This is a genomic window from Pseudomonas sp. QLc11A (genome assembly GCF_052112305.1).
GTDB classification, from domain to species: Bacteria; Pseudomonadota; Gammaproteobacteria; order Pseudomonadales; family Pseudomonadaceae; genus Aquipseudomonas; species Aquipseudomonas laurylsulfatiphila.
This window is the reverse complement of sequence record NZ_JAVAJJ010000007.1, coordinates 40,864-57,972: the sequence shown is the minus strand read 5'-3', so window position 1 is coordinate 57,972 and position 17,109 is coordinate 40,864. Positions and strand designations below refer to the sequence as shown.

The window sequence follows — 17,109 nt, the reverse complement described above, 5'->3', positions numbered from 1 at the left end:
TATGCTTCGGCTCTCCGCCCTCCCGCTGATCCTGCTTCCCACCTGCCTGCTGGCAGGGCCGGGATGGAGTGCACCGAAAATGCTCGGATCAGACCAGCAGTACAGCGAGCAGGCGCCGCTGGATCGGCAGCCGTCAGTCGCGACGCAGGCCAAAGTTTGGGGGCTAACGGATGACGAATGGGCCAAGTTCGAGCAACTGCAGTCCGGGCCGCGCCACTACTGGTCGCCGCAGCTCGACCCTCTCACCACCCTGGGCGTGGAGGCCGACTCTGAGCAGGAGCGGCAGCGCTACGCCGAACTACAGGTTCGCCTCGAAGCCAAACGCGCAGAACGCGAGCTGGCTTACCAGAAGGCCTACACCGCCGCCTGGGCACGACTGTTCCCGGGAATGCTGCCGGTGCAGGGTCTGGCCGATGAGTCCGCAACGTCGAGCAACACCCGCTATGCCCTGTTCGTGGAAGAACGCTGTCCTGACTGCGCGACCAACACCCAGCAGTGGCTCCGTGCCGGCGCCCGCCTGGACGTGTACCTGGTGGGCAGCCAGGGTGACGACGCGAGTCTCCGACACTGGGCGCGTGGCGCAGGCATTACCCCAGCCCAGGTTAGCAGCGGCCAGGTCACCCTAAACCACGACCACGGCCGGTGGTTCGCCCTGGGCGCGGCCCGACCCTTGCCGGCGCGTTTTCAGCAGGTGGATGGTAAATGGCAGCGCATCGACTGATCCTCACGCTGGCCTTGACCGGCGTGACCGTGGTCCAGGCGGACGCCCTGCCTCCGCCCGCGTACCAGTTGGCCGCCGCGCGGGCCGGCATCCCCGCCTCGGTACTGTTCGCCATCGCCCTGCAGGAGAGTGGCACCCCGCTACGCGGTCGTCTCATGCCCTGGCCTTGGACCTTGAATGTCGCCGGCACACCGCAGCGTTTTGCCAGTCGCGATGAGGCCTGTGCTGCGCTCAGGCTAGAACTCACACGCCATGACCCCAAGCGCATCGATGTCGGTCTGGGACAGACCAACCTCGGCTACCACTCGGACCGCTACCCCAGCGCCTGCAATGCACTCGATCCACGGGCGAACTTGGCCATCACCGCCGAGCTACTGCGTGCGCACTATGCCGATGTGGGTGACTGGGTCGTGGCTGCTGGGCGCTATCACCGTCCGGCCGGCGGTGCGCCCGCGGCGCGCTACCGCACACAGTTCAGTCGGCACTGGCAGCGCATCCAAGCGATCGCGTCCCTTCGCGGAGGGTCACAGCCATGAGTCTCTCGCGCTTGGTGGCACTGGCCATCTGTACGTGGCTGTCGCTAACCGTGATCGCCGCTCCCACCAAGCCCCTCGATCCACGCGCGCTGAATTGGGTGCTGCCGGTGCACAGCGCGCGCCTCACGCCGGGCGCAGTGCCGCCTAGAAAGTTGGACCTGCCGGGCATCACGCCGCTGTTCCTGGTCGGGCAGGACGCAACCTCGCTGGCCTGGTTGGCGCACCATGCGCAGGCCCTGCAGGACCTGGGCGCCAGCGGGCTAGCTGTCGAGGTCGCCGACGCCCAGGCGTTGCGCCGCATCCAGGCGACAGCCCCTGGACTGAACATCTGGCCGGTGAGTGGCGACGACATCGCCGAGCGGCTGGAGCTGGAACACTACCCGGTGCTCATCACGCCCACCGGCTTGGAACAGTGAGGGAGGATCATGGGCGACCATGCGATGGAATCCCTGCTGCGCCCTGCAGTGGAGCTGTACACCGTGGGTATCTGCGCCGGAGCTGGCGCCCTGTGCCTGCACTCGCCTTGGGCGGTGGCCCTGTCGCCTGAGGTGGGTACGGGCATGGCCCTGGCTTACACCGCGTTCGGCCTCAAACGGCTTAACGAGGCCCGGATTGTCCTGCGCTATCGGCGCAACATTCGTCGCCTGCCGCGCTACTCGCTGACCAGCCGACAGATTCCGGTGAGCCGCAAGCGACTGTTCATGGGGCGTGGCTTCCGCTGGACTCGCTTGCACACCCAGCGCCTGCTCGAAGCTCAGGACCCGGCGCTGGCCTGCTATGTGAACCAATCGGTTGCGTATCAGTGGGCCAGGCGCCTGGAGTGTCTGCTGGAAAAGGCGCCTTCAGGGCTCTCGCTGCTACCCCGCCTCACCGCCTGGGACAACCCGCTCAATCCGGTACGCCCGCTGCCACCGGTCGGGGGCTCACCGCTGCTGCACGGCGTCGAGCCGAGTGAGCAGGAAGCCACCTTGCCGCTGGGTGAGCGTGTTGGGCACACCCTAGTGTTGGGCACCACCCGGGTCGGCAAGACGCGCCTGGCGGAGGTCTACATCACCCAGGACATCCACCGTCCAACCCAAGAGGTGGTGATTGTCTTCGACCCCAAGGGCGACGCCGACCTGCTCAAGCGCATGTACGTGGAGGCACGCCGCGCCGGCCGCGAGCACGAATTCTACGTATTTCACCTCGGGTGGCCGGAAATCTCCGCACGCTACAACGCCATCGGCCGCTTCGGTCGCATCTCGGAAGTTGCTACCCGTATCGCCGGACAGTTAAGCGGCGAAGGCAACTCCGCCGCGTTTCGCGAGTTCGCTTGGCGTTTTGTAAACATCATTGCCCGGGCTCTGATCGAACTGGGCCGGCGTCCGGACTACCTGCAGATCCAGCGCCATGTGGTGAACATCGACGCGCTGTTCATCGAATACGCCCAACATTTCTTCGCCCACCACGACGCGCAGGCCTGGGAAGCGATCGTGCAAATCGAGGGTCGCCTTAACGAGAAGAATGTGCCGCGGCATATGATCGGCCGGGAAAAGCGCGTGGTCGCCATCGAGCAGTACCTGGCTGCGAAGCGCATCTTTGACCCGGTGATGGATGGTCTGCGCTCGGCCGTACGTTATGACCGCACCTACTTCGACAAGATCGTCGCCTCGCTACTGCCCCTGTTGGAAAAGCTCACCAGTGGCAAGACGGCGCAACTGCTGGCCCCCAACTACGCCGACCTGGACGATCCACGGCCGATCTTCGATTGGCTGCAAATCATCCGCAAACGCGGCATCGTCTACGTCGGCCTGGATGCACTGTCAGACGCCGAAGTCGCCGCCGCTGTCGGTAATTCGATGTTCGCCGACCTGGTCTCCGTCGCCGGCCATATCTACAAGCACGGCATCGACCACGGCCTGCCGGGTTCCTCCAGCGCGGCGGACAAGGTGCCGATCAACCTGCACGCCGACGAGTTCAACGAGCTGATGGGGGATGAATTCATCCCGCTGATCAACAAGGGCGGTGGTGCGGGTATCCAGGTTACTGCCTACACCCAGACCTTGAGTGACATCGAGGCGCGCATCGGCAGCCGGGCCAAAGCCGGCCAGGTCATCGGCAACTTCAACACTCTGCAGATGCTTCGTGTACGGGAAACCGCAACCGCGGAACTGCTGACCAATCAACTGCCCAAGGTCAACGTGCAGACCCGCACCCTGGTCTCAGGGGCGACGGACACCGCGGATCCCGAAGCCCGTACGGACTTCACCTCCTCTTCGCAGGACCGTGTCACTACCAGCGCCGTGCCGCTGATCGAACCCGCACACATCATCGCCCTGCCCAAGGGACAGATGTTTTCGTTCCAGGAGGGCGGGCAACTGTGGAAGGTGCGTATGCCGCTGCCCACACCGGCCAGCGACGATGCGATGCCGGCGGATCTGCAGACCTTGGCCGCGTGCATGCGCGACTCGTACAACGCCAATGCGGGTAACTGGTGGACCACTGCGGGAGGTGCACCGACCGTCGACTTCGATCCCGAGATGCCACCGCCTGGGCGTAGACGCGAACCGTAAACGCCCAGGCAGCAACCGAGTATTGTGGAGCCCATATGCCCACCACCACTGCTAGCGCGACTCCTGCGCCACGACGTCCGGGGCTCATCTTCGGCACGGTCGAACTGTGCTTACGGCTGTTCGGCCTGCTGTTCGCTTCGCTGGTTTTCTCCATCGTGCTGGAGTTTGTGGGCCTGCTGTGGTTCTGGCCGGAACAGGGCTGGCATCACAGCCATACCATGTGGCTGAGTGAACTGGGCTGGCTCAGCAGTCATTTCAAGAGTTCACTGCTCGTGCAAGAACCGGCGCAAGCGACCGCTAAGGTTCTTCAGCACCTCAACGACTGGGTCGTGGTCCGCTCCGGGTGGGCACAATCCGATGCTCAACTGAAGCTGCTCAGTCGAGAGGCGTCACTACAGGGGCAGTTTGCCCAAGCATACGTCGTGCTGCAGGACTACTTGCTGGCAGCCTTGTTCACGGTCTTCACTTTCGTGGTTCGCCTGGCCGTCCTCATCCTGGCCATGCCCCTGTTCCTGCTCGCCGTGATCACCGGTGCCGTCGATGGCTTGATGCGACGCGACCTTCGTAAGTTCGGAGCCGACCGGGAGAGCAGCTTTGTTTACCACCGAGCGAAGCGGACATTACTGCCGCTGACGGTGAGCCCCTGGGTAATCTATCTTTCTCTACCTTGGTCGCTTAATCCCAACTGGGTGCTGCTCCCATGCGCTACGCTGCTCGGCTGCATGGTCGCCATTACTGCTGCGACTTTCAAAAAATACCTCTGATCACTCACCTTTCACCTCTAAAAGCTGACGAAATAGTGCATTTGAGGTTTGCAGTGTCCAGCGCACAGTTACACACAGAAAAATTCGCATACCGGTCAATTAGCTGGCCTGTTTATTATCTCCCGCGCACCGGTTTGCCTCGAAACCTATCTATCAAGCCCCCTGTAAATCGATGGCCCGACAATCCTTTAAGGTCATGTCAACACCTGCCTAATACATCAAGGTGAATGCCAGATTCTCGGCTGGATTTCGCCATGATCTCTTCACGCTATCCGCTGCTGCTTGCTTGCTTTGTGACGCTATCTGCCGCTGCACAGGATGCTCGCGAGCGTTCGGACCTAGGCCTTATGCAGCGGCAGATCACTGTCATCGAGCAGTTGGCCGATCGCGCGCGCAGTAGCCAGGTCGATGTCGAAACGTCTCGGTATCACTTCGACTACCCGAGGTTCGTAGCCGACCTCGAGCATATGCGCCGCGGCATCAGCAAGTACCTGTCGCCCTCCCGAGCGCAGCCGACCGATCTAGCCGAGCTGACCAGTGACTATCGCGCTGAAGCGCCTCACCCGAGTTCGCCCGATGAGCATGACTGACGCCCAACTCACCGCGTTCTCCGCAGTGGCCGGGTTTACCCCCCAGCTCAGTTCGGTGCTGTGGTGCTCCTCGGTTCTGGTGCTGGCGTTGCTCTGGTGCGCCTGGGCGCTGTGGAGCGGCTACCGCGGCTGGGCGGCCGGCAACACTAATTTCGGCGCGCTTGGCGGCAGCACTTTGCGCCTCGCCCTCGTCTTGATCGTGCTGATGTTTTTCATGCTGTCGTAAATCAGGAGACCTTGCCATGAACTTCTCCCGCCGTTGCCACCGCCAGCTCGCCATGCTGCGGGATACGTGTTCGAAAGCCCTGCTCGGCGCTCTGGTGCTGCTGGGCTCGACCCTAGTCTGGGCTGACCTGCCGACCATGGAAGCGCCCTCCCGCGGCGAAGGTTCGGGGCTGATCGATACCATCAAGAACTACGCCTACGACGGCGGCATCCTACTCGGGCTGCTGATCGCCACCCTCGCGTTCCTGGGCGTGGCTTGGCATTCGCTCACCGTCTACGCCGACGTGCAGAACCAGCGCAAAACCTGGAAAGACCTCGGCGCCGTGGTCGGTGTCGGCGCACTGCTGGTGGTGGTGATCCTGTGGTTTCTGACCAAAGCCGCCACGATTCTGTGAGGTCACCATGTCCGACACCCCTACCACCCTGCCTGACGGCACGTTGACCTTCCTGCCGGAGCGCCTCAACCGTGATCCGGCCGTCCTCCGTGGCCTCACCAACGACGAGATGTGGGTCGCGCTGATCGTCGGCGCCACGCTGGGCGTGATCCTCGGTGCGCCGCTGGCGGTAGCCACCGCCTCCATCGCCACCCTCCCCACCTGCATGTTCCTGTGCATGACGTTGGTGTTGCTCGGCGGCGGCCAACTGCTGCGCCGGGCCAAGCGTGCCCGCCCCGAAACCTGGCTATACCGGCGCTTGCAGTGGCAACTGGCGGTGCACTGGGGCATCGGTACCAGCCAACTGATCCTGCATTCCGGCCCCTGGACCGTCCGGCGTACGCGCCGGCACGTGAGGGCCGCCACATGAGCCGCTTCCGCAATAAGGTGGACGCGCAGCAGGCGCATATCCTCAGCCTGCGTCTGGCCGTGGCGATCCTGGCGTTATTGTGCTCGGGGTTCTGGTACGGCTGGCAGACTGCACCCTCTGAGCTGACCATACACGTGCCGCCCGACCTGCGCTCCGGCAGTACGCGCAAATGGTGGGACGTACCGCCCGAAAACATTTATGCCTTCGCCTTGTACATCTTCGGCCAGCTCAACCGCTGGCCCACCGATGGCGAGATCGACTACCACCGCGCCATCTTCGCCCTGCAACCCTACCTCACCCCGGCATGCAAAACCTTCTTCGACGGCGACTTCGAGTACCGCAAGGCAGCAGGCGAACTGCGCGGCCGAGTGCGCGGTGTGTACGAGGTGCTGGGCCGCGGCTACAGCGACGATCCCAACCTGCGAGTGAAGCAGCTGGATAAGCACAGCTGGCTGGTCAAGCTCGACCTAAATGCCGACGAATACTACGCCGCCGAGCCGGTGAAACGCGTGGTGGTGCGCTACCCGCTGCGGGTGGTGCGCTTCGACGTCGACCCCGAACACAACAAGTGGGGCCTGGCCCTGGACTGCTACGAGGGTACACCGCAGAAGCTGACGCTGCCTGGAGGTGCATCATGATGCGTGCCTTGTTCCTGATACTCGTGACTGCCGCTGGCTGGTGCTCAGCCGCGGGTGCCGTCGAGGTCAAATACTGGGACCGCCTGCCGTTGGCCATCCCGCTTACGGTGGGTCAAGAACGCATCTTGATACTGGACGAAGACATCCGTGTCGGGCTGCCCAGTGCGATCGCCAGCAAGCTGCGCGTACAGTCCGTCGGTGGGACGGTCTACCTCCGCGCGACGGAAGCCCTTCCCCCTACCCGACTGCAACTGCAGTCGGTGAAATCGGGAGACATCATTCTGATCGACATCGAAGCACTCAACGGTAGTGAGTCGCTGGAGCCAGTCAAGATCATCGCCCAGACCCAGGCGCCGGATGAGGAAATCGCACGGGGCTCAGCACCTGCAGCGACCCCGGTACCTGTGGTGCTCACCCGCTATGCGGCGCAGAACCTGTATGCGCCTCTGCGCACGGTGGCGCCACTGCCCGGTGTACGTCGGGTGCCGCTGAGCGACTCCATCGCCTTCAGCACATTGCTGCCTACCGAACGGGTTTCGATTAAGGGGTTGGCGGCCTGGCGCCTGGGCGACTACTGGGTGACGGCGGTGAAGATCGTGAATCGCGGACCCGGCAAAGTCACGCTCGACCCGCGTCATCTGCAAGCCACGTTGTACGCCGCTACGTTCCAGCATGCGTACCTCGGCAACGCCGGCACGCCCGAAGACACCACCGTGGTCTACCTCGTCACCCGCGGTGGCGACCTGAAGCACGCGTTGCTGCTGCCCCCGTCGACGCCGGAGGCTGCCGATCATGAAAGCTAACAGCCTGCTGAAGTGGCTTGTACCCGGCGTCCTGCTGGGCATTGTCCTAATCATCGGCAAATCCTGGGTGGTCGCACCTGGTAGCCAGCCAGCTCACGATCCCGACAAGGCAACACTCAGTCCGGAACAGGCAAAGGCTCTGGGCATCGCCGGCGACACTCCGCGCGACACCGTGGCCACGCTGATTGGACAGGTCAAGGCGATGCGCAGCGAGATGCTGTCGTTGAAGAAAGGCAACGATGGGCTGCAGACCGAGAACAGCCGGCTACGCACGCGCGAAGGCAATATCGACACCCGCATCCAGAGCACGTTGAGCAGTGTCACTCAGCAGGTCACCGAACAGCGCCAGCAGGCCAATGATGCCCGGCAGAAGGCCGAGCAGCAGCATCGCGAAACCCAAGGGCTGCTGTCCAGGCTCAAGGACCAACTCACCGACAAACCTACAACGAAGTCCGACGTGCCCGTGGGCTTTGGTCTCGAGCCAGGTGACGAGCAGCAATTTTCAGGCGCGCAAGCATCGGCTGACGTGGTGCAGTGGATCGAACCGTCGAATGCGCGCGCCAGCCAAGAGGACACCACGAAAGCCGGTGGTCCGCTGTCGACACTCACCTCGAAATTCAAGGACTTGCACGGTCTGGACAATAACGCGATCGACCGTGGCCAGGACCACTTGCGTGCCGCTGCCAAGGGCGAGCGCGACCTGGGAAGCGCCCAAGACCGCACCGAAGGTGCCAGGCCCGTCTACACCATCCCCGAAAACTCGACCTTAATGGGTTCCATCGCCATGACCGCCCTGATTGGCCGCGTGCCGGTGGATGGCACGGTGAACGACCCCTATCCGTTCAAGGTGCTGGTGGGTCCGGACAACCTCACCGCCAATGGCATCGACCTGCCGGACGTAGTCGGCGCAGTGATGAGCGGCACCGCCGCAGGCGACTGGACATTGTCCTGTGTACGCGGCCAGGTTGAATCAATCACCTTTGTCTTCAGCGACGGCACCGTCCGCACGGTCCCGCAGCCGCAGAAAATCGTCAGCCGTAATCGCACCAGCGCCCAGACATCAGACACCGAGAAAATCCGCGGCGGCTTGGGCTACATCTCCGACCCCTACGGCATCCCGTGCATCTCCGGCGAACGCCGCTCCAATGCTCAGCAGTACCTGGGGAGCCAGAGCTTGATCACTGCGGCCGGTGCCGGCTTCGCCGCCGCATTGGGCAGTGAGCAGACCAATACTTCCTTCATCAACTCGGCCAGCGGCAACTTGGGCCTGACCCAGAACAGCGGCAACAGCGCGTTGAACTCGGTCATCAGCGGTGGCATTGGCGACATTCGTGAATGGATCAACAAGCTCTACGGTGAAGCCTTCGCGGCCATCTACGTCCCACCCGGGGCCAAAGTGGCCTTGCACCTGGACCATGAAATCAGCATCGACTACGAACCCAAAGGCCGGAGAGTGAATCATGAAAGCCCATCCGTTTCGGTACTGGATCTGGATTAGCCTGCTGCTCAGTCTGCACCTGGCCGGTTGCTCCACCAGCAAAGATGAAATGCTGCCTCATGGCGATCAAACCATGCTCGACATCTGGAACGGCAGTGGCTCGGTCGGAGCGCAGCAACAGCTGCAGGAGGCTCGCGGCGAACTGCGCAGGTCGGTGCTCGATCCGGAGCGGCTGATTAGCGACCAGAGTACCTATACCCGCACGGCCGCCAACGAGATCCGCAACCAGTTCCCACGCCTACCCAACCCCGACCTGGTGATGTACGTCTACCCGCACCTCGCCGGCACCCAACAGACGCCGGTGCCAGGCTACTCGACGGTGTTCCCGCTGTACGAGAAAGTCCAGTACGCGCTGCCCGGCGAGCGCCTGGAAGATCTGTGATGGCCGATGACACGAGTCGCGACCCACCGCGCTGGAAGCCCTGGCGTTCGACCAAGCGTCGGCGGGCAACCCTTGCCGATGAAGCAGCCCAGTACGCACACAATCCCAGTTTCACCGACCACTTGCCCTGGGTTGAATACCTTGAGGACGAGCAGTGTTTTCTCCTCGATGACAATCGCTCGGTGGGCGCCGTGTTTGAGCTGCAGCCGATCGGCACTGAGGGCCGTGAACCCGAGTGGCTGTTGGCGGCGCGCGACGCCCTGGAAGACGCACTGCAGGACAGCTTCGACGAGCTCGACCAGGCGCCCTGGGTGGTGCAGTTCTACTGCCAGGACGACAGTGACTTTTCCCCGTACCTCGAACGCCTGGAGCGCTACATCGCGCCACGGGCACAAGGCACGCCGTTCACCGAGGCTTTCCTCGCGTCGATGCAACGTCACCTCGACGCCATCGCCAAACCGGGCGGACTGTTCGACGACCATATCATCTCTCACCTGCCCTGGCGCGGCAGCAATCGGCGGATTCGGCTAGTGGTCTATCGCTGGCTGGGGGATCAAGGTGACGACGATACGCAGAGCCCGGCTCAGCTGTTGAGCCGGACGTGTGACCGTCTGGTGGCCTCGTTGCAGGCCTGCGGGGTCAGCCCGCGGCGTCTGACCGGGCGCGACTTCTACACCTGGTTGTTGCCCTGGTTCAACCCGGCCCCTGCCCTCACCGGCGAATCACCCGCAGCGTTTTATCGTCAAGTGCCCTACCCCGAGGAGGATGACGGCGATGGACTGCCGCTGCCGTTCGACCACAATTTTGCCGAGCGACTGTTCTTTCAGGAACCACGCTCGGATAGCGACCAGGGCCTGTGGTACTTCGATCAGCAACCGCATGCCGTGATGGTGGTCGACAAGCTGCGCAGACCGCCCCATATCGGTCAGCTGACCGGCGAAACGCGTAAGGGCGAGGCATTGAACGCCTTGTTCGATCAGTTACCCGAGCAGGCCGTCATGTGTTTGACTTTGGTAATCACGCCTCAGGATGTGCTCGAGGAGCAGCTCAACCGATTGGCGCGCAAAGCCATCGGCGAGAACCTCGCCTCGACCCAAACCCGCCAGGACGTGGAAGAGGCCCGCGCGCTGATCGGCCGACAGCACAAGCTGTACCGCGGCACCTTGGCGCTGTACCTGCGCGGTGCCGATGAACAGCAACTGCGCCAGTGCTCGACCCAGGCCGCCAACGTGCTGCTCGGCGCCGGCCTGCAGCCGGTGCGCGAGGGCGACGAAGTCGCGGCGTGCAACAGCTACCTGCGCTGGTTGCCCATGGCCTACAACCCGGCTCGAGACACGCGCAACTGGTACACCCGACTACTGTTTGCTCAGCATGTCGCCAACTTGCTGCCCCTGTGGGGACGCAGCATCGGCACCGGCAATCCGGGCCTCACTTTTTTCAACCGTGGTGGTGCGCCGCTGTCGTTCGACCCGCTGTCGCGTTTCGACCGCTCCATGAATGGCCACCTGCTGTTGTTCGGTCCGACCGGCGCCGGCAAGTCGGCCACCTTGGTTTCAATATTGATGCAGGTCATGGCCGTGTATCGACCGCGGCTGTTCATTGTCGAAGCGGGTAATTCCTTCGGTTTGCAAGGCGATTACTTCGCCACCCTGGGGCTTTCCGTCAACAAGGTTCAGCTCAAACCCGGCAGTGGCTTGAGCTTGGCGCCTTTCGCCGATGCTCGCCGTCTGATCGAACACCCCGATCAGGTGGCCAGCCTGTTGACCGAGGACCTGGATGAAACCGTGACGGACAGTGATGAGCAACGCGACGTGCTGGGCGAGCTGGAAATCACTGCCCGCCTAATGATCACCGGCGGCGAAGCCAAGGAAGAGGCGCGGCTGACCCGGGCAGACCGCAGCCTGATCCGCGAGTGCATCTTGGATGCCGCCAGACACTGCGCGACCACCGAGCAGCAGGTCATGACACGCCACGTTCGCGATGCACTGCGCCAGGTCGCCAGCGACGCCCATCTGCCCGACAAGCGTCGCGAGCGGGCACAGGAGATGGCCGAGTCCATCGACCTGTTCTGCCAAGGCTTCGAGGGTGCCCTCTTCGACCGGCCAGGCACACCCTGGCCAGAAAGCGATGTGACGATCGTCGACCTCGCCACCTATGCCCGTGAGGGCTACGAGGCGCAGATGTCGATCAGTTACATCAGCCTGATGAACACGGTGAACAACCTCGCCGAACGCGATCAGTACCTCGGTCGCCCGATCATCATGGTCACCGACGAAGGCCACATCATCACCAAGAACCCGCTGCTGGCGCCGTTTGTGGTCAAGGGCACCAAGATGTGGCGCAAACTCGGCGCGTGGTTCTGGATGGCGACGCAGAACCTGGCCGACTTCCCCGATGCAGCCCAGACCATGCTCAACATGATCGAGTGGTGGATCTGTCTGAACATGCCTCCGGCAGAAATTGAAGAGATTGCCCGCTTTAAAAAGCTCACATCCGCTCAGAAGGCCCTACTGCTTTCCGCGAGCAAGGCCTCGGGCAAATACACCGAGGGCGTGGTCCTGTCGAAGAATCTGGAAACGCTGTTTCGCGCGGTGCCACCGAGCCTGTACCTCGCCCTGGCCATGACCGAGCCCGAGGAAAAAGCTCAGCGCTGGCGACTGATGGAAGAGTACCAACAGTCAGAGCTGGACGCCGCCCTCCAAGTCGCGACGGAGATCGATCGGTTGCGCGGCATGTCGTGAACACCCGAGCGCCGGCGATCTTCAAGGGCCTATCGATCAACAAAAATCGGCAGGAGTCCATTGGTACGCCTTCAGCGATTTTGTACAGCTTCACGGCCCGCAACCCGGCGACTGACAAAAGCGATCACACCAGACTCGATTTGTCCGCCGTCCTCTTCGGACAGATCCGGGATGCTCAAGCTTGGCGCACGGATGCACACCGCTGCCACCTGTCGAGCGCTGCCCATGATCTTGACCGTCACCACCCGACGCAGATCGCCACAGTCCAGGAAGATCGGACGCGGCCGAGCCTTCACCACGGCTGTACTACTCGTCGCGGCCGAGCATTGTCTGGCACTGACCACCCCCGCCATCATCGCCTCTGTCACTTCGCTGCAATGCCTGGAATACCGGGTCGTCGGGATCTGCTACTGGCTGTTCTGTACGCCGTTTGGCTGCACGGTGAGGACCTCGCCCAAGGTCCGCCACTTCATTCCCGAACTGGTGGTGTCGAGCTATTCCGACACCGGCGGCAATCCCTGGAGTGAGATGTCCGCGCTGTCGGCGCCTACGCCCACGTCGCAAGGGGGTGGCAACCTGATCACGCCATCGTCGCAGCGCGATAACCTGCCCCGCTTCAAGAATGTCGATGGCATCGGGCATCCCGGCGGTTCGGCGCTGATGGCCCTTGCGCACGGTTTCGGCTATGCGTGTCCAAGTGGCGCGATTCCCGTTGCGCCGTACTACCTCAGCACGCTCGACCCGTTGGCCTGGCGTCAGGCCGTTCCCGAATCCGTCTACCCACAAGCGTTCATTCCGGGCATGCGCGAGATTGGCGACCAGGCACTTGGGAACATGTGGGGCAATGTCTACCCGCGACACGGATTTCTGGTGCAGCCGGACGACTTCAAAGCATCCGCCGTCATGGCCCAGCGTGCCAGCGACTTCATCACGCGCGTCGGCCAGCCGCATGTCTACCTGCCGCTGCAGCCGATGCCATCTCCCGGCTATTGGCCGCCGCAGCCGGTGATGGAGAACGACGTCAACAACCACCGCTGGCAATTGCTCGCCCCGGTGATCCAGACCACCTGTGCCATCTTCCCCAGCCCGACGATCCAGAGCGCCGACGGCGCCTATACCTGGTCGCTATGGCGCCCTTACCGCTGCTGCCAGCGGATGGGCCAGACCTTGCTGTACAGCATCGACTTTGATGGAGGCCAATGATGAATACCCTCTCGCTCGGGTTGGTGTGCGCCCTCGTAAGTGCCGTCGGCCATGCCGCAGAAAACGGCTACCACCTAGGTGACCAGGCCCAGGTCCTAGATGACCGCGTGATGTACACCATTGGCGGCGGATCGGCGACGGGGTCCCCCTCCTCGCTCTACCGCCCCAATGGCCTTGGCGTGGGCATGTCCTGGCGCGCGAACATGATGTGCGGAAACATGAACCTCTCCAACACTCTGCAGAATCAGCTCAATGGCGCCACCCAAGGCTTCCAGCAGATCATGGGCAATGTGATCGAGAATGCCACACAGGCCGTGATGTCTCTGCCGGCGATGATCATTCAGCGCGCCAATCCCGGTCTGTATGAGCTGCTGAGCAACGGCGTACTGCAGGGGCGCATCGACTTTGACCGCTCAAAGCTCACCTGCCAGGCGATGGCGGCCAAAATGGCCGACAAGGTGGACCAGGCCGGTTGGGGCGCACTGGCGCAGAACCAGGAGATGCAGAACAACCTCGAGCAGTCCGACGGTGATGCTGTGGTGGCGGTGAAGGATACCGAATCGAACAACGGCAACAACGGTGTCAGCTGGGTCGGTGGGCAGAAAGCGGGGGGTAACGGTCAGGAACCCATACGGGTGACCTCGGACGTCGTTAAGGCAGGCTACAACCTACTGCATAACCGAGCGGTCGAGGATACGTCGGCCGTCGACTCTGGTTGTCAGAATGGCGCCATCTGCCAGGCCTGGTCGAACCCCGAGGAAGCCTCCGAATGGGCCACCCGCGTACTTGGTGAAACCGAGGTAGAGACCTGTGACGACTGCGAGACGCTGCGCGTTACTGCCGGGACAGGCCTCTCGCCGCTGATTCAAGAAACCTACTCGGAGCACTTGGAGGGTCTGCAACGCATGCTATCGGGCGCCGAGCAACCGACGCCGGAGAATCTCGGCAAAGTCTCCAGCCCGTTGCTGCAGGTGACTCGCGGGGTCATCGAGGGCTTGCGCGACGACCCCGACCAAAACCTGTTGGCCCGGCGCCTAGCCAGCGAGACCGCGCTGTCGAGCGTGATCTACAAGGCGATGCTGCTACAGAGAACGCTCCTGGCCGGCAGTCATGAGCCTAATGTAGCGTCGGTGCAGCCCGCCACCACCGCCCTGAACGGCAATGTCGAAACGTTGGAGCGTGAGATCCGCCTACTGCAAACGGAGCTGCAGGTACGCCAGTCGCTGGCCACCAACACCGCCAGCCTGGTCCTCGATCGCCACGCCGGCGGCGCCGACGCCTCCCGCAGCATCGACCAGCGCGATCCGGAGCCAGACCGTCTGCACCGCGCCGACCAGGGTAGGAGCACGCCATGATGCAGTTTTCTGTGAAGTCCACGATCGCCCATGTGCTGCTGATCCTCAGTGCCATGGTGGTGATGTTCCTGATTGCCTGGATGGCGCTGCAACTGCCGGGAGTCAAGCTTGACTGGCTCGAGCATGCTCAGGCGGATGCACCCTTCTTCACCTGCTGGCGCGCCCTGCTGTACACCCTCATCTTCGCAGGCTGGGCCGCGACGTTGCGCTTGCGGCCAGCGCCTGAGGACCAGCAACGCCTTCAGCGCCTGGGATTGATTGGCTTTAGCCCGATCATCCTGGTCGAACTGTCTCGCGTGTGAGGTGCGGCCATGAGCATGAGCACCAACAGCTACCTCGAGTACTACCTGTCGCTGTTGGCCTGGATCATCAACAACGGCATCTGGAACACACTGGCAGACACCGGGCTGTTCGCCGCGCCCTTTGGCGCGATCATCCTCCAGGAGTGGCTGTCGACCCGCCAACAGGGCGTAGACGAAGGCAACAAGGGCTTGCTGTCGATCCCCCGTGTCGAGAACCGGCTGTGGATGAGCTACGTGGTGATCGTGTTTGGCTGCATGCCGTTTTTTCCGCTGAACCTCTCCTCCGTGACCTTCGACGATACGGCGAGCCAACGGTGCGGCGTTTCCATGACCAAGCCCGCCGAAACGGCCTGGGGCACAACCTTCAACACCATCGGCGAGAAGTCAGCGAATGTGCCGGTATGGTGGTTTCTCGTGCATGCCATGAGCAAAGGCATCACGGTCGCCACGACCGCCTCGATCCCATGCGCACCTGACATCCGCGCGATGCGCATGGAGATCGACAGCTCGCGTATCAACGACCAGATCCTGCTGCAGGAAGTCGCCGACTTCACCCGGGATTGTTACGGCTACTCGCGCTCGCGACTGTTCACTAATCGTCCCGAACTGGACGAGTCGCAGAGCTACGACGCGTCCTGGATTGGCTCGACGTACTTGCTCAACACACCGGGTTACTACGACATGGATCGATCACGAACTCCCAGGGTCGATTGGCCGTACGACGAGACCCGGGATACCTCCCTACCCCAACTCGCCAACGGTGCTGGCTACCCTACCTGCAGACAATGGTGGAGCGACGCCACGATCGGGCTGCGTGATCGTTTGGTCGCCGAGGTCGATCCGTCGCTGATTTCGCGCCTGCGAGGCTGGTTAACCGGGCGTACCACTGGCGAGATCGAAGACGCCACCCTTCGCGAATTGATTAGCCCGCGGCAGCAATCGTTGAGCATGGCGCCAGGACAGGTGTTCCAGGATTACGGCAGCAGCGCCCGTGGCGGATCACTGACGCAAGGACTCAACAACCTGGCCACGAACACCGGGCTGGCCCTGGGCTCGCTCAGCAACTTCCCGGCGATGAATGCGTTGCGCGCCGCACTACCAATGGTCCAGGCCTTCCTGATCATGGGCACGATCATCAGCCTGCCACTGGTGCTGCTTATCAGCACCTATCAGCTCAAAGCGCTTATGACGGTGACGTTCGCGCTGTTCACCCTGCACATGCTGACGTTCTGGTGGGAGCTCGCACGCTGGATCGACTCAAGCATGCTGGAGACGCTGTACAACCAGGTGTCTGCCACGGACCAGACGCTCTTGTCATTGCCGACGGCAGGGTTCATGGACGGGACGGTGACCGCACAGGTTATCGAGTACGTGATGGGCGCGATGTTTGTGGTACTGCCGATGTTCTTTCTCGGCGCGATGAGCTGGGCTGGGTACAACGTGGGCAGCAACGTTCAGAGTCTCCTCACTCAAGGCGCAGAGAACGCCAAAGTCCAGGCCGGAAAAGGATCATCCCAAATCGTTGGAGGTGTCAGTAAGCTTAAGTAACGGAAATTAACGGAGAGATCCGTGATCGTCGTACATTTCAGGATATTTGAAACGATGCCTAGGGTGACTCATCTCAAACACATCGGGCTCATCATCGGGTGCCCCTATGGGCAGCGCTGCAATGGTCCACAGAGCAATCATCCCGATCGCTAAGGTAAGCGCGAATGATGCAACCGCAAGCACGAATATCAACTTAAAAATCTGCACGCCGATTTGCCGAAACTTGAGCGGCACGGAAGCCAACAGGCTGGACTGCAAAACTGTCGTTTCGAGTGAGCGGACCAACCGACCCAAACGCACAGCGGCACGGACTAAATACTTGCCGATAGGGGTACGGCTCGAAGTAGAAGACGTTGGAACAGTCATTTAATGCCTCCCTTTTCTTCTCTGCACTCGCGGCCAAGGATCCACCGAGAGTTTGGATCCAAGCCTTAGCTTACTCCTGTC

The 17,109-nt window shown here is 62.4% G+C and carries 19 protein-coding genes; 18 read left to right on the top strand and 1 reads right to left on the bottom strand.

Annotated elements, in window-relative coordinates:
• The first annotated feature begins 1 nt into the window (after position 1).
• From Q8X48_RS12340 to Q8X48_RS12255, 18 genes are all read left to right on the top strand, one after another.
• The gene (locus Q8X48_RS12340; RefSeq protein WP_218497813.1) at positions 2 to 721 is read left to right on the top strand and encodes a TIGR03759 family integrating conjugative element protein; all 720 of its coding nucleotides are present in this window, start codon (positions 2 to 4) and stop codon (positions 719 to 721) included.
• Positions 703 to 1,257, top strand: a complete 555-nt coding sequence (locus Q8X48_RS12335) for a glucosaminidase domain-containing protein (protein ID WP_218497812.1) — start codon at positions 703 to 705, stop codon at positions 1,255 to 1,257. Before Q8X48_RS12340 ends, Q8X48_RS12335 begins: the two co-directional genes overlap by 19 nt.
• Positions 1,254 to 1,673 (top strand): integrating conjugative element protein, encoded by a 420-nt coding sequence (locus tag Q8X48_RS12330; protein WP_407800199.1) that lies wholly within the window; start codon positions 1,254 to 1,256, stop codon positions 1,671 to 1,673. Before Q8X48_RS12335 ends, Q8X48_RS12330 begins: the two co-directional genes overlap by 4 nt.
• 9 nt (positions 1,674 to 1,682) lie before the next feature.
• Positions 1,683 to 3,809, top strand: coding sequence for a type IV conjugative transfer system coupling protein TraD (traD, locus tag Q8X48_RS12325; protein WP_407800198.1), 2,127 nt, complete (start codon positions 1,683 to 1,685; stop codon positions 3,807 to 3,809).
• 35 nt (positions 3,810 to 3,844) lie between these two features.
• Positions 3,845 to 4,573 carry a TIGR03747 family integrating conjugative element membrane protein gene (locus tag Q8X48_RS12320; protein ID WP_218497809.1) on the top strand — a complete coding sequence of 243 codons (729 nt, stop codon included), beginning with the start codon at positions 3,845 to 3,847 and terminating at the stop codon, positions 4,571 to 4,573.
• Between the two features lie 254 nt (positions 4,574 to 4,827).
• Positions 4,828 to 5,163 (top strand): integrative conjugative element protein, RAQPRD family, encoded by a 336-nt coding sequence (locus Q8X48_RS12315; protein ID WP_223446320.1) that lies wholly within the window; start codon positions 4,828 to 4,830, stop codon positions 5,161 to 5,163.
• On the top strand, positions 5,150 to 5,389 hold the full coding sequence (locus Q8X48_RS12310) for a TIGR03758 family integrating conjugative element protein (RefSeq protein WP_407800197.1): 240 nt from the start codon (positions 5,150 to 5,152) through the stop codon (positions 5,387 to 5,389). Before Q8X48_RS12315 ends, Q8X48_RS12310 begins: the two co-directional genes overlap by 14 nt.
• Positions 5,390 to 5,405: 16 nt before the next feature.
• Positions 5,406 to 5,783, top strand: coding sequence for a TIGR03745 family integrating conjugative element membrane protein (locus Q8X48_RS12305; RefSeq protein WP_154910194.1), 378 nt, complete (start codon positions 5,406 to 5,408; stop codon positions 5,781 to 5,783).
• Between the two features lie 7 nt (positions 5,784 to 5,790).
• On the top strand, positions 5,791 to 6,192 hold the full coding sequence (locus Q8X48_RS12300; RefSeq protein WP_154910193.1) for a TIGR03750 family conjugal transfer protein: 402 nt from the start codon (positions 5,791 to 5,793) through the stop codon (positions 6,190 to 6,192).
• The gene (locus Q8X48_RS12295; RefSeq protein ID WP_218497806.1) at positions 6,189 to 6,830 is read left to right on the top strand and encodes a PFL_4703 family integrating conjugative element protein; all 642 of its coding nucleotides are present in this window, start codon (positions 6,189 to 6,191) and stop codon (positions 6,828 to 6,830) included. Before Q8X48_RS12300 ends, Q8X48_RS12295 begins: the two co-directional genes overlap by 4 nt.
• The gene (locus tag Q8X48_RS12290) at positions 6,827 to 7,633 is read left to right on the top strand and encodes a TIGR03749 family integrating conjugative element protein (RefSeq protein WP_223446322.1); all 807 of its coding nucleotides are present in this window, start codon (positions 6,827 to 6,829) and stop codon (positions 7,631 to 7,633) included. Before Q8X48_RS12295 ends, Q8X48_RS12290 begins: the two co-directional genes overlap by 4 nt.
• Positions 7,623 to 9,131, top strand: coding sequence for a TIGR03752 family integrating conjugative element protein (locus Q8X48_RS12285; RefSeq protein WP_218497804.1), 1,509 nt, complete (start codon positions 7,623 to 7,625; stop codon positions 9,129 to 9,131). Before Q8X48_RS12290 ends, Q8X48_RS12285 begins: the two co-directional genes overlap by 11 nt.
• Positions 9,094 to 9,513 (top strand): TIGR03751 family conjugal transfer lipoprotein, encoded by a 420-nt coding sequence (locus tag Q8X48_RS12280; protein WP_218497803.1) that lies wholly within the window; start codon positions 9,094 to 9,096, stop codon positions 9,511 to 9,513. The genes Q8X48_RS12285 and Q8X48_RS12280 overlap by 38 nt, the downstream gene beginning before the upstream one ends.
• Positions 9,513 to 12,254, top strand: a complete 2,742-nt coding sequence (locus tag Q8X48_RS12275; RefSeq protein ID WP_407800196.1) for a conjugative transfer ATPase — start codon at positions 9,513 to 9,515, stop codon at positions 12,252 to 12,254. Before Q8X48_RS12280 ends, Q8X48_RS12275 begins: the two co-directional genes overlap by 1 nt.
• Before the next feature lie 225 nt (positions 12,255 to 12,479).
• Entirely contained in the window at positions 12,480 to 13,457 is a 978-nt protein-coding gene (locus Q8X48_RS12270) for a TIGR03756 family integrating conjugative element protein (protein WP_407800195.1), read from the top strand.
• Entirely contained in the window at positions 13,457 to 14,812 is a 1,356-nt protein-coding gene (locus Q8X48_RS12265; protein WP_407800194.1) for an integrating conjugative element protein, read from the top strand. Before Q8X48_RS12270 ends, Q8X48_RS12265 begins: the two co-directional genes overlap by 1 nt.
• The gene (locus tag Q8X48_RS12260) at positions 14,809 to 15,114 is read left to right on the top strand and encodes a hypothetical protein (RefSeq protein WP_407800193.1); all 306 of its coding nucleotides are present in this window, start codon (positions 14,809 to 14,811) and stop codon (positions 15,112 to 15,114) included. Before Q8X48_RS12265 ends, Q8X48_RS12260 begins: the two co-directional genes overlap by 4 nt.
• 9 nt (positions 15,115 to 15,123) lie before the next feature.
• Entirely contained in the window at positions 15,124 to 16,662 is a 1,539-nt protein-coding gene (locus Q8X48_RS12255; RefSeq protein WP_407800192.1) for a conjugal transfer protein TraG N-terminal domain-containing protein, read from the top strand.
• Positions 16,663 to 16,668: 6 nt separating this feature from the next.
• On the opposite strand, the gene Q8X48_RS12250 is transcribed toward Q8X48_RS12255, so the two are convergent.
• A complete protein-coding gene (locus Q8X48_RS12250) occupies positions 16,669 to 17,028 on the bottom strand; it encodes a hypothetical protein (protein WP_407800191.1) in 360 nt (119 codons plus the stop codon).
• Between the last annotated feature and the right edge of the window lie 81 nt (positions 17,029 to 17,109).

Excerpts from the sequence above, each read along its gene's own strand:
- Q8X48_RS12340 (WP_218497813.1), top strand. The coding sequence starts at position 2 with ATGCTTCGGCTCTCCGCCCTCCCGCTGATCCTGCTTCCCACCTGCCTG.
- Q8X48_RS12335 (WP_218497812.1), top strand. The coding sequence starts at position 703 with ATGGCAGCGCATCGACTGATCCTCACGCTGGCCTTGACCGGCGTGACC.
- Q8X48_RS12330 (WP_407800199.1), top strand. The coding sequence starts at position 1,254 with ATGAGTCTCTCGCGCTTGGTGGCACTGGCCATCTGTACGTGGCTGTCG.
- traD (WP_407800198.1), top strand. The coding sequence starts at position 1,683 with ATGGGCGACCATGCGATGGAATCCCTGCTGCGCCCTGCAGTGGAGCTG.
- Q8X48_RS12320 (WP_218497809.1), top strand. The coding sequence starts at position 3,845 with ATGCCCACCACCACTGCTAGCGCGACTCCTGCGCCACGACGTCCGGGG.
- Q8X48_RS12315 (WP_223446320.1), top strand. The coding sequence starts at position 4,828 with ATGATCTCTTCACGCTATCCGCTGCTGCTTGCTTGCTTTGTGACGCTA.
- Q8X48_RS12310 (WP_407800197.1), top strand. The coding sequence starts at position 5,150 with ATGAGCATGACTGACGCCCAACTCACCGCGTTCTCCGCAGTGGCCGGG.
- Q8X48_RS12305 (WP_154910194.1), top strand. The coding sequence starts at position 5,406 with ATGAACTTCTCCCGCCGTTGCCACCGCCAGCTCGCCATGCTGCGGGAT.
- Q8X48_RS12300 (WP_154910193.1), top strand. The coding sequence starts at position 5,791 with ATGTCCGACACCCCTACCACCCTGCCTGACGGCACGTTGACCTTCCTG.
- Q8X48_RS12295 (WP_218497806.1), top strand. The coding sequence starts at position 6,189 with ATGAGCCGCTTCCGCAATAAGGTGGACGCGCAGCAGGCGCATATCCTC.
- Q8X48_RS12290 (WP_223446322.1), top strand. The coding sequence starts at position 6,827 with ATGATGCGTGCCTTGTTCCTGATACTCGTGACTGCCGCTGGCTGGTGC.
- Q8X48_RS12285 (WP_218497804.1), top strand. The coding sequence starts at position 7,623 with ATGAAAGCTAACAGCCTGCTGAAGTGGCTTGTACCCGGCGTCCTGCTG.
- Q8X48_RS12280 (WP_218497803.1), top strand. The coding sequence starts at position 9,094 with ATGAAAGCCCATCCGTTTCGGTACTGGATCTGGATTAGCCTGCTGCTC.
- Q8X48_RS12275 (WP_407800196.1), top strand. The coding sequence starts at position 9,513 with ATGGCCGATGACACGAGTCGCGACCCACCGCGCTGGAAGCCCTGGCGT.
- Q8X48_RS12270 (WP_407800195.1), top strand. The coding sequence starts at position 12,480 with ATGATCTTGACCGTCACCACCCGACGCAGATCGCCACAGTCCAGGAAG.
- Q8X48_RS12265 (WP_407800194.1), top strand. The coding sequence starts at position 13,457 with ATGAATACCCTCTCGCTCGGGTTGGTGTGCGCCCTCGTAAGTGCCGTC.
- Q8X48_RS12260 (WP_407800193.1), top strand. The coding sequence starts at position 14,809 with ATGATGCAGTTTTCTGTGAAGTCCACGATCGCCCATGTGCTGCTGATC.
- Q8X48_RS12255 (WP_407800192.1), top strand. The coding sequence starts at position 15,124 with ATGAGCATGAGCACCAACAGCTACCTCGAGTACTACCTGTCGCTGTTG.
- Q8X48_RS12250 (WP_407800191.1), bottom strand. The coding sequence starts at position 17,028 with ATGACTGTTCCAACGTCTTCTACTTCGAGCCGTACCCCTATCGGCAAG.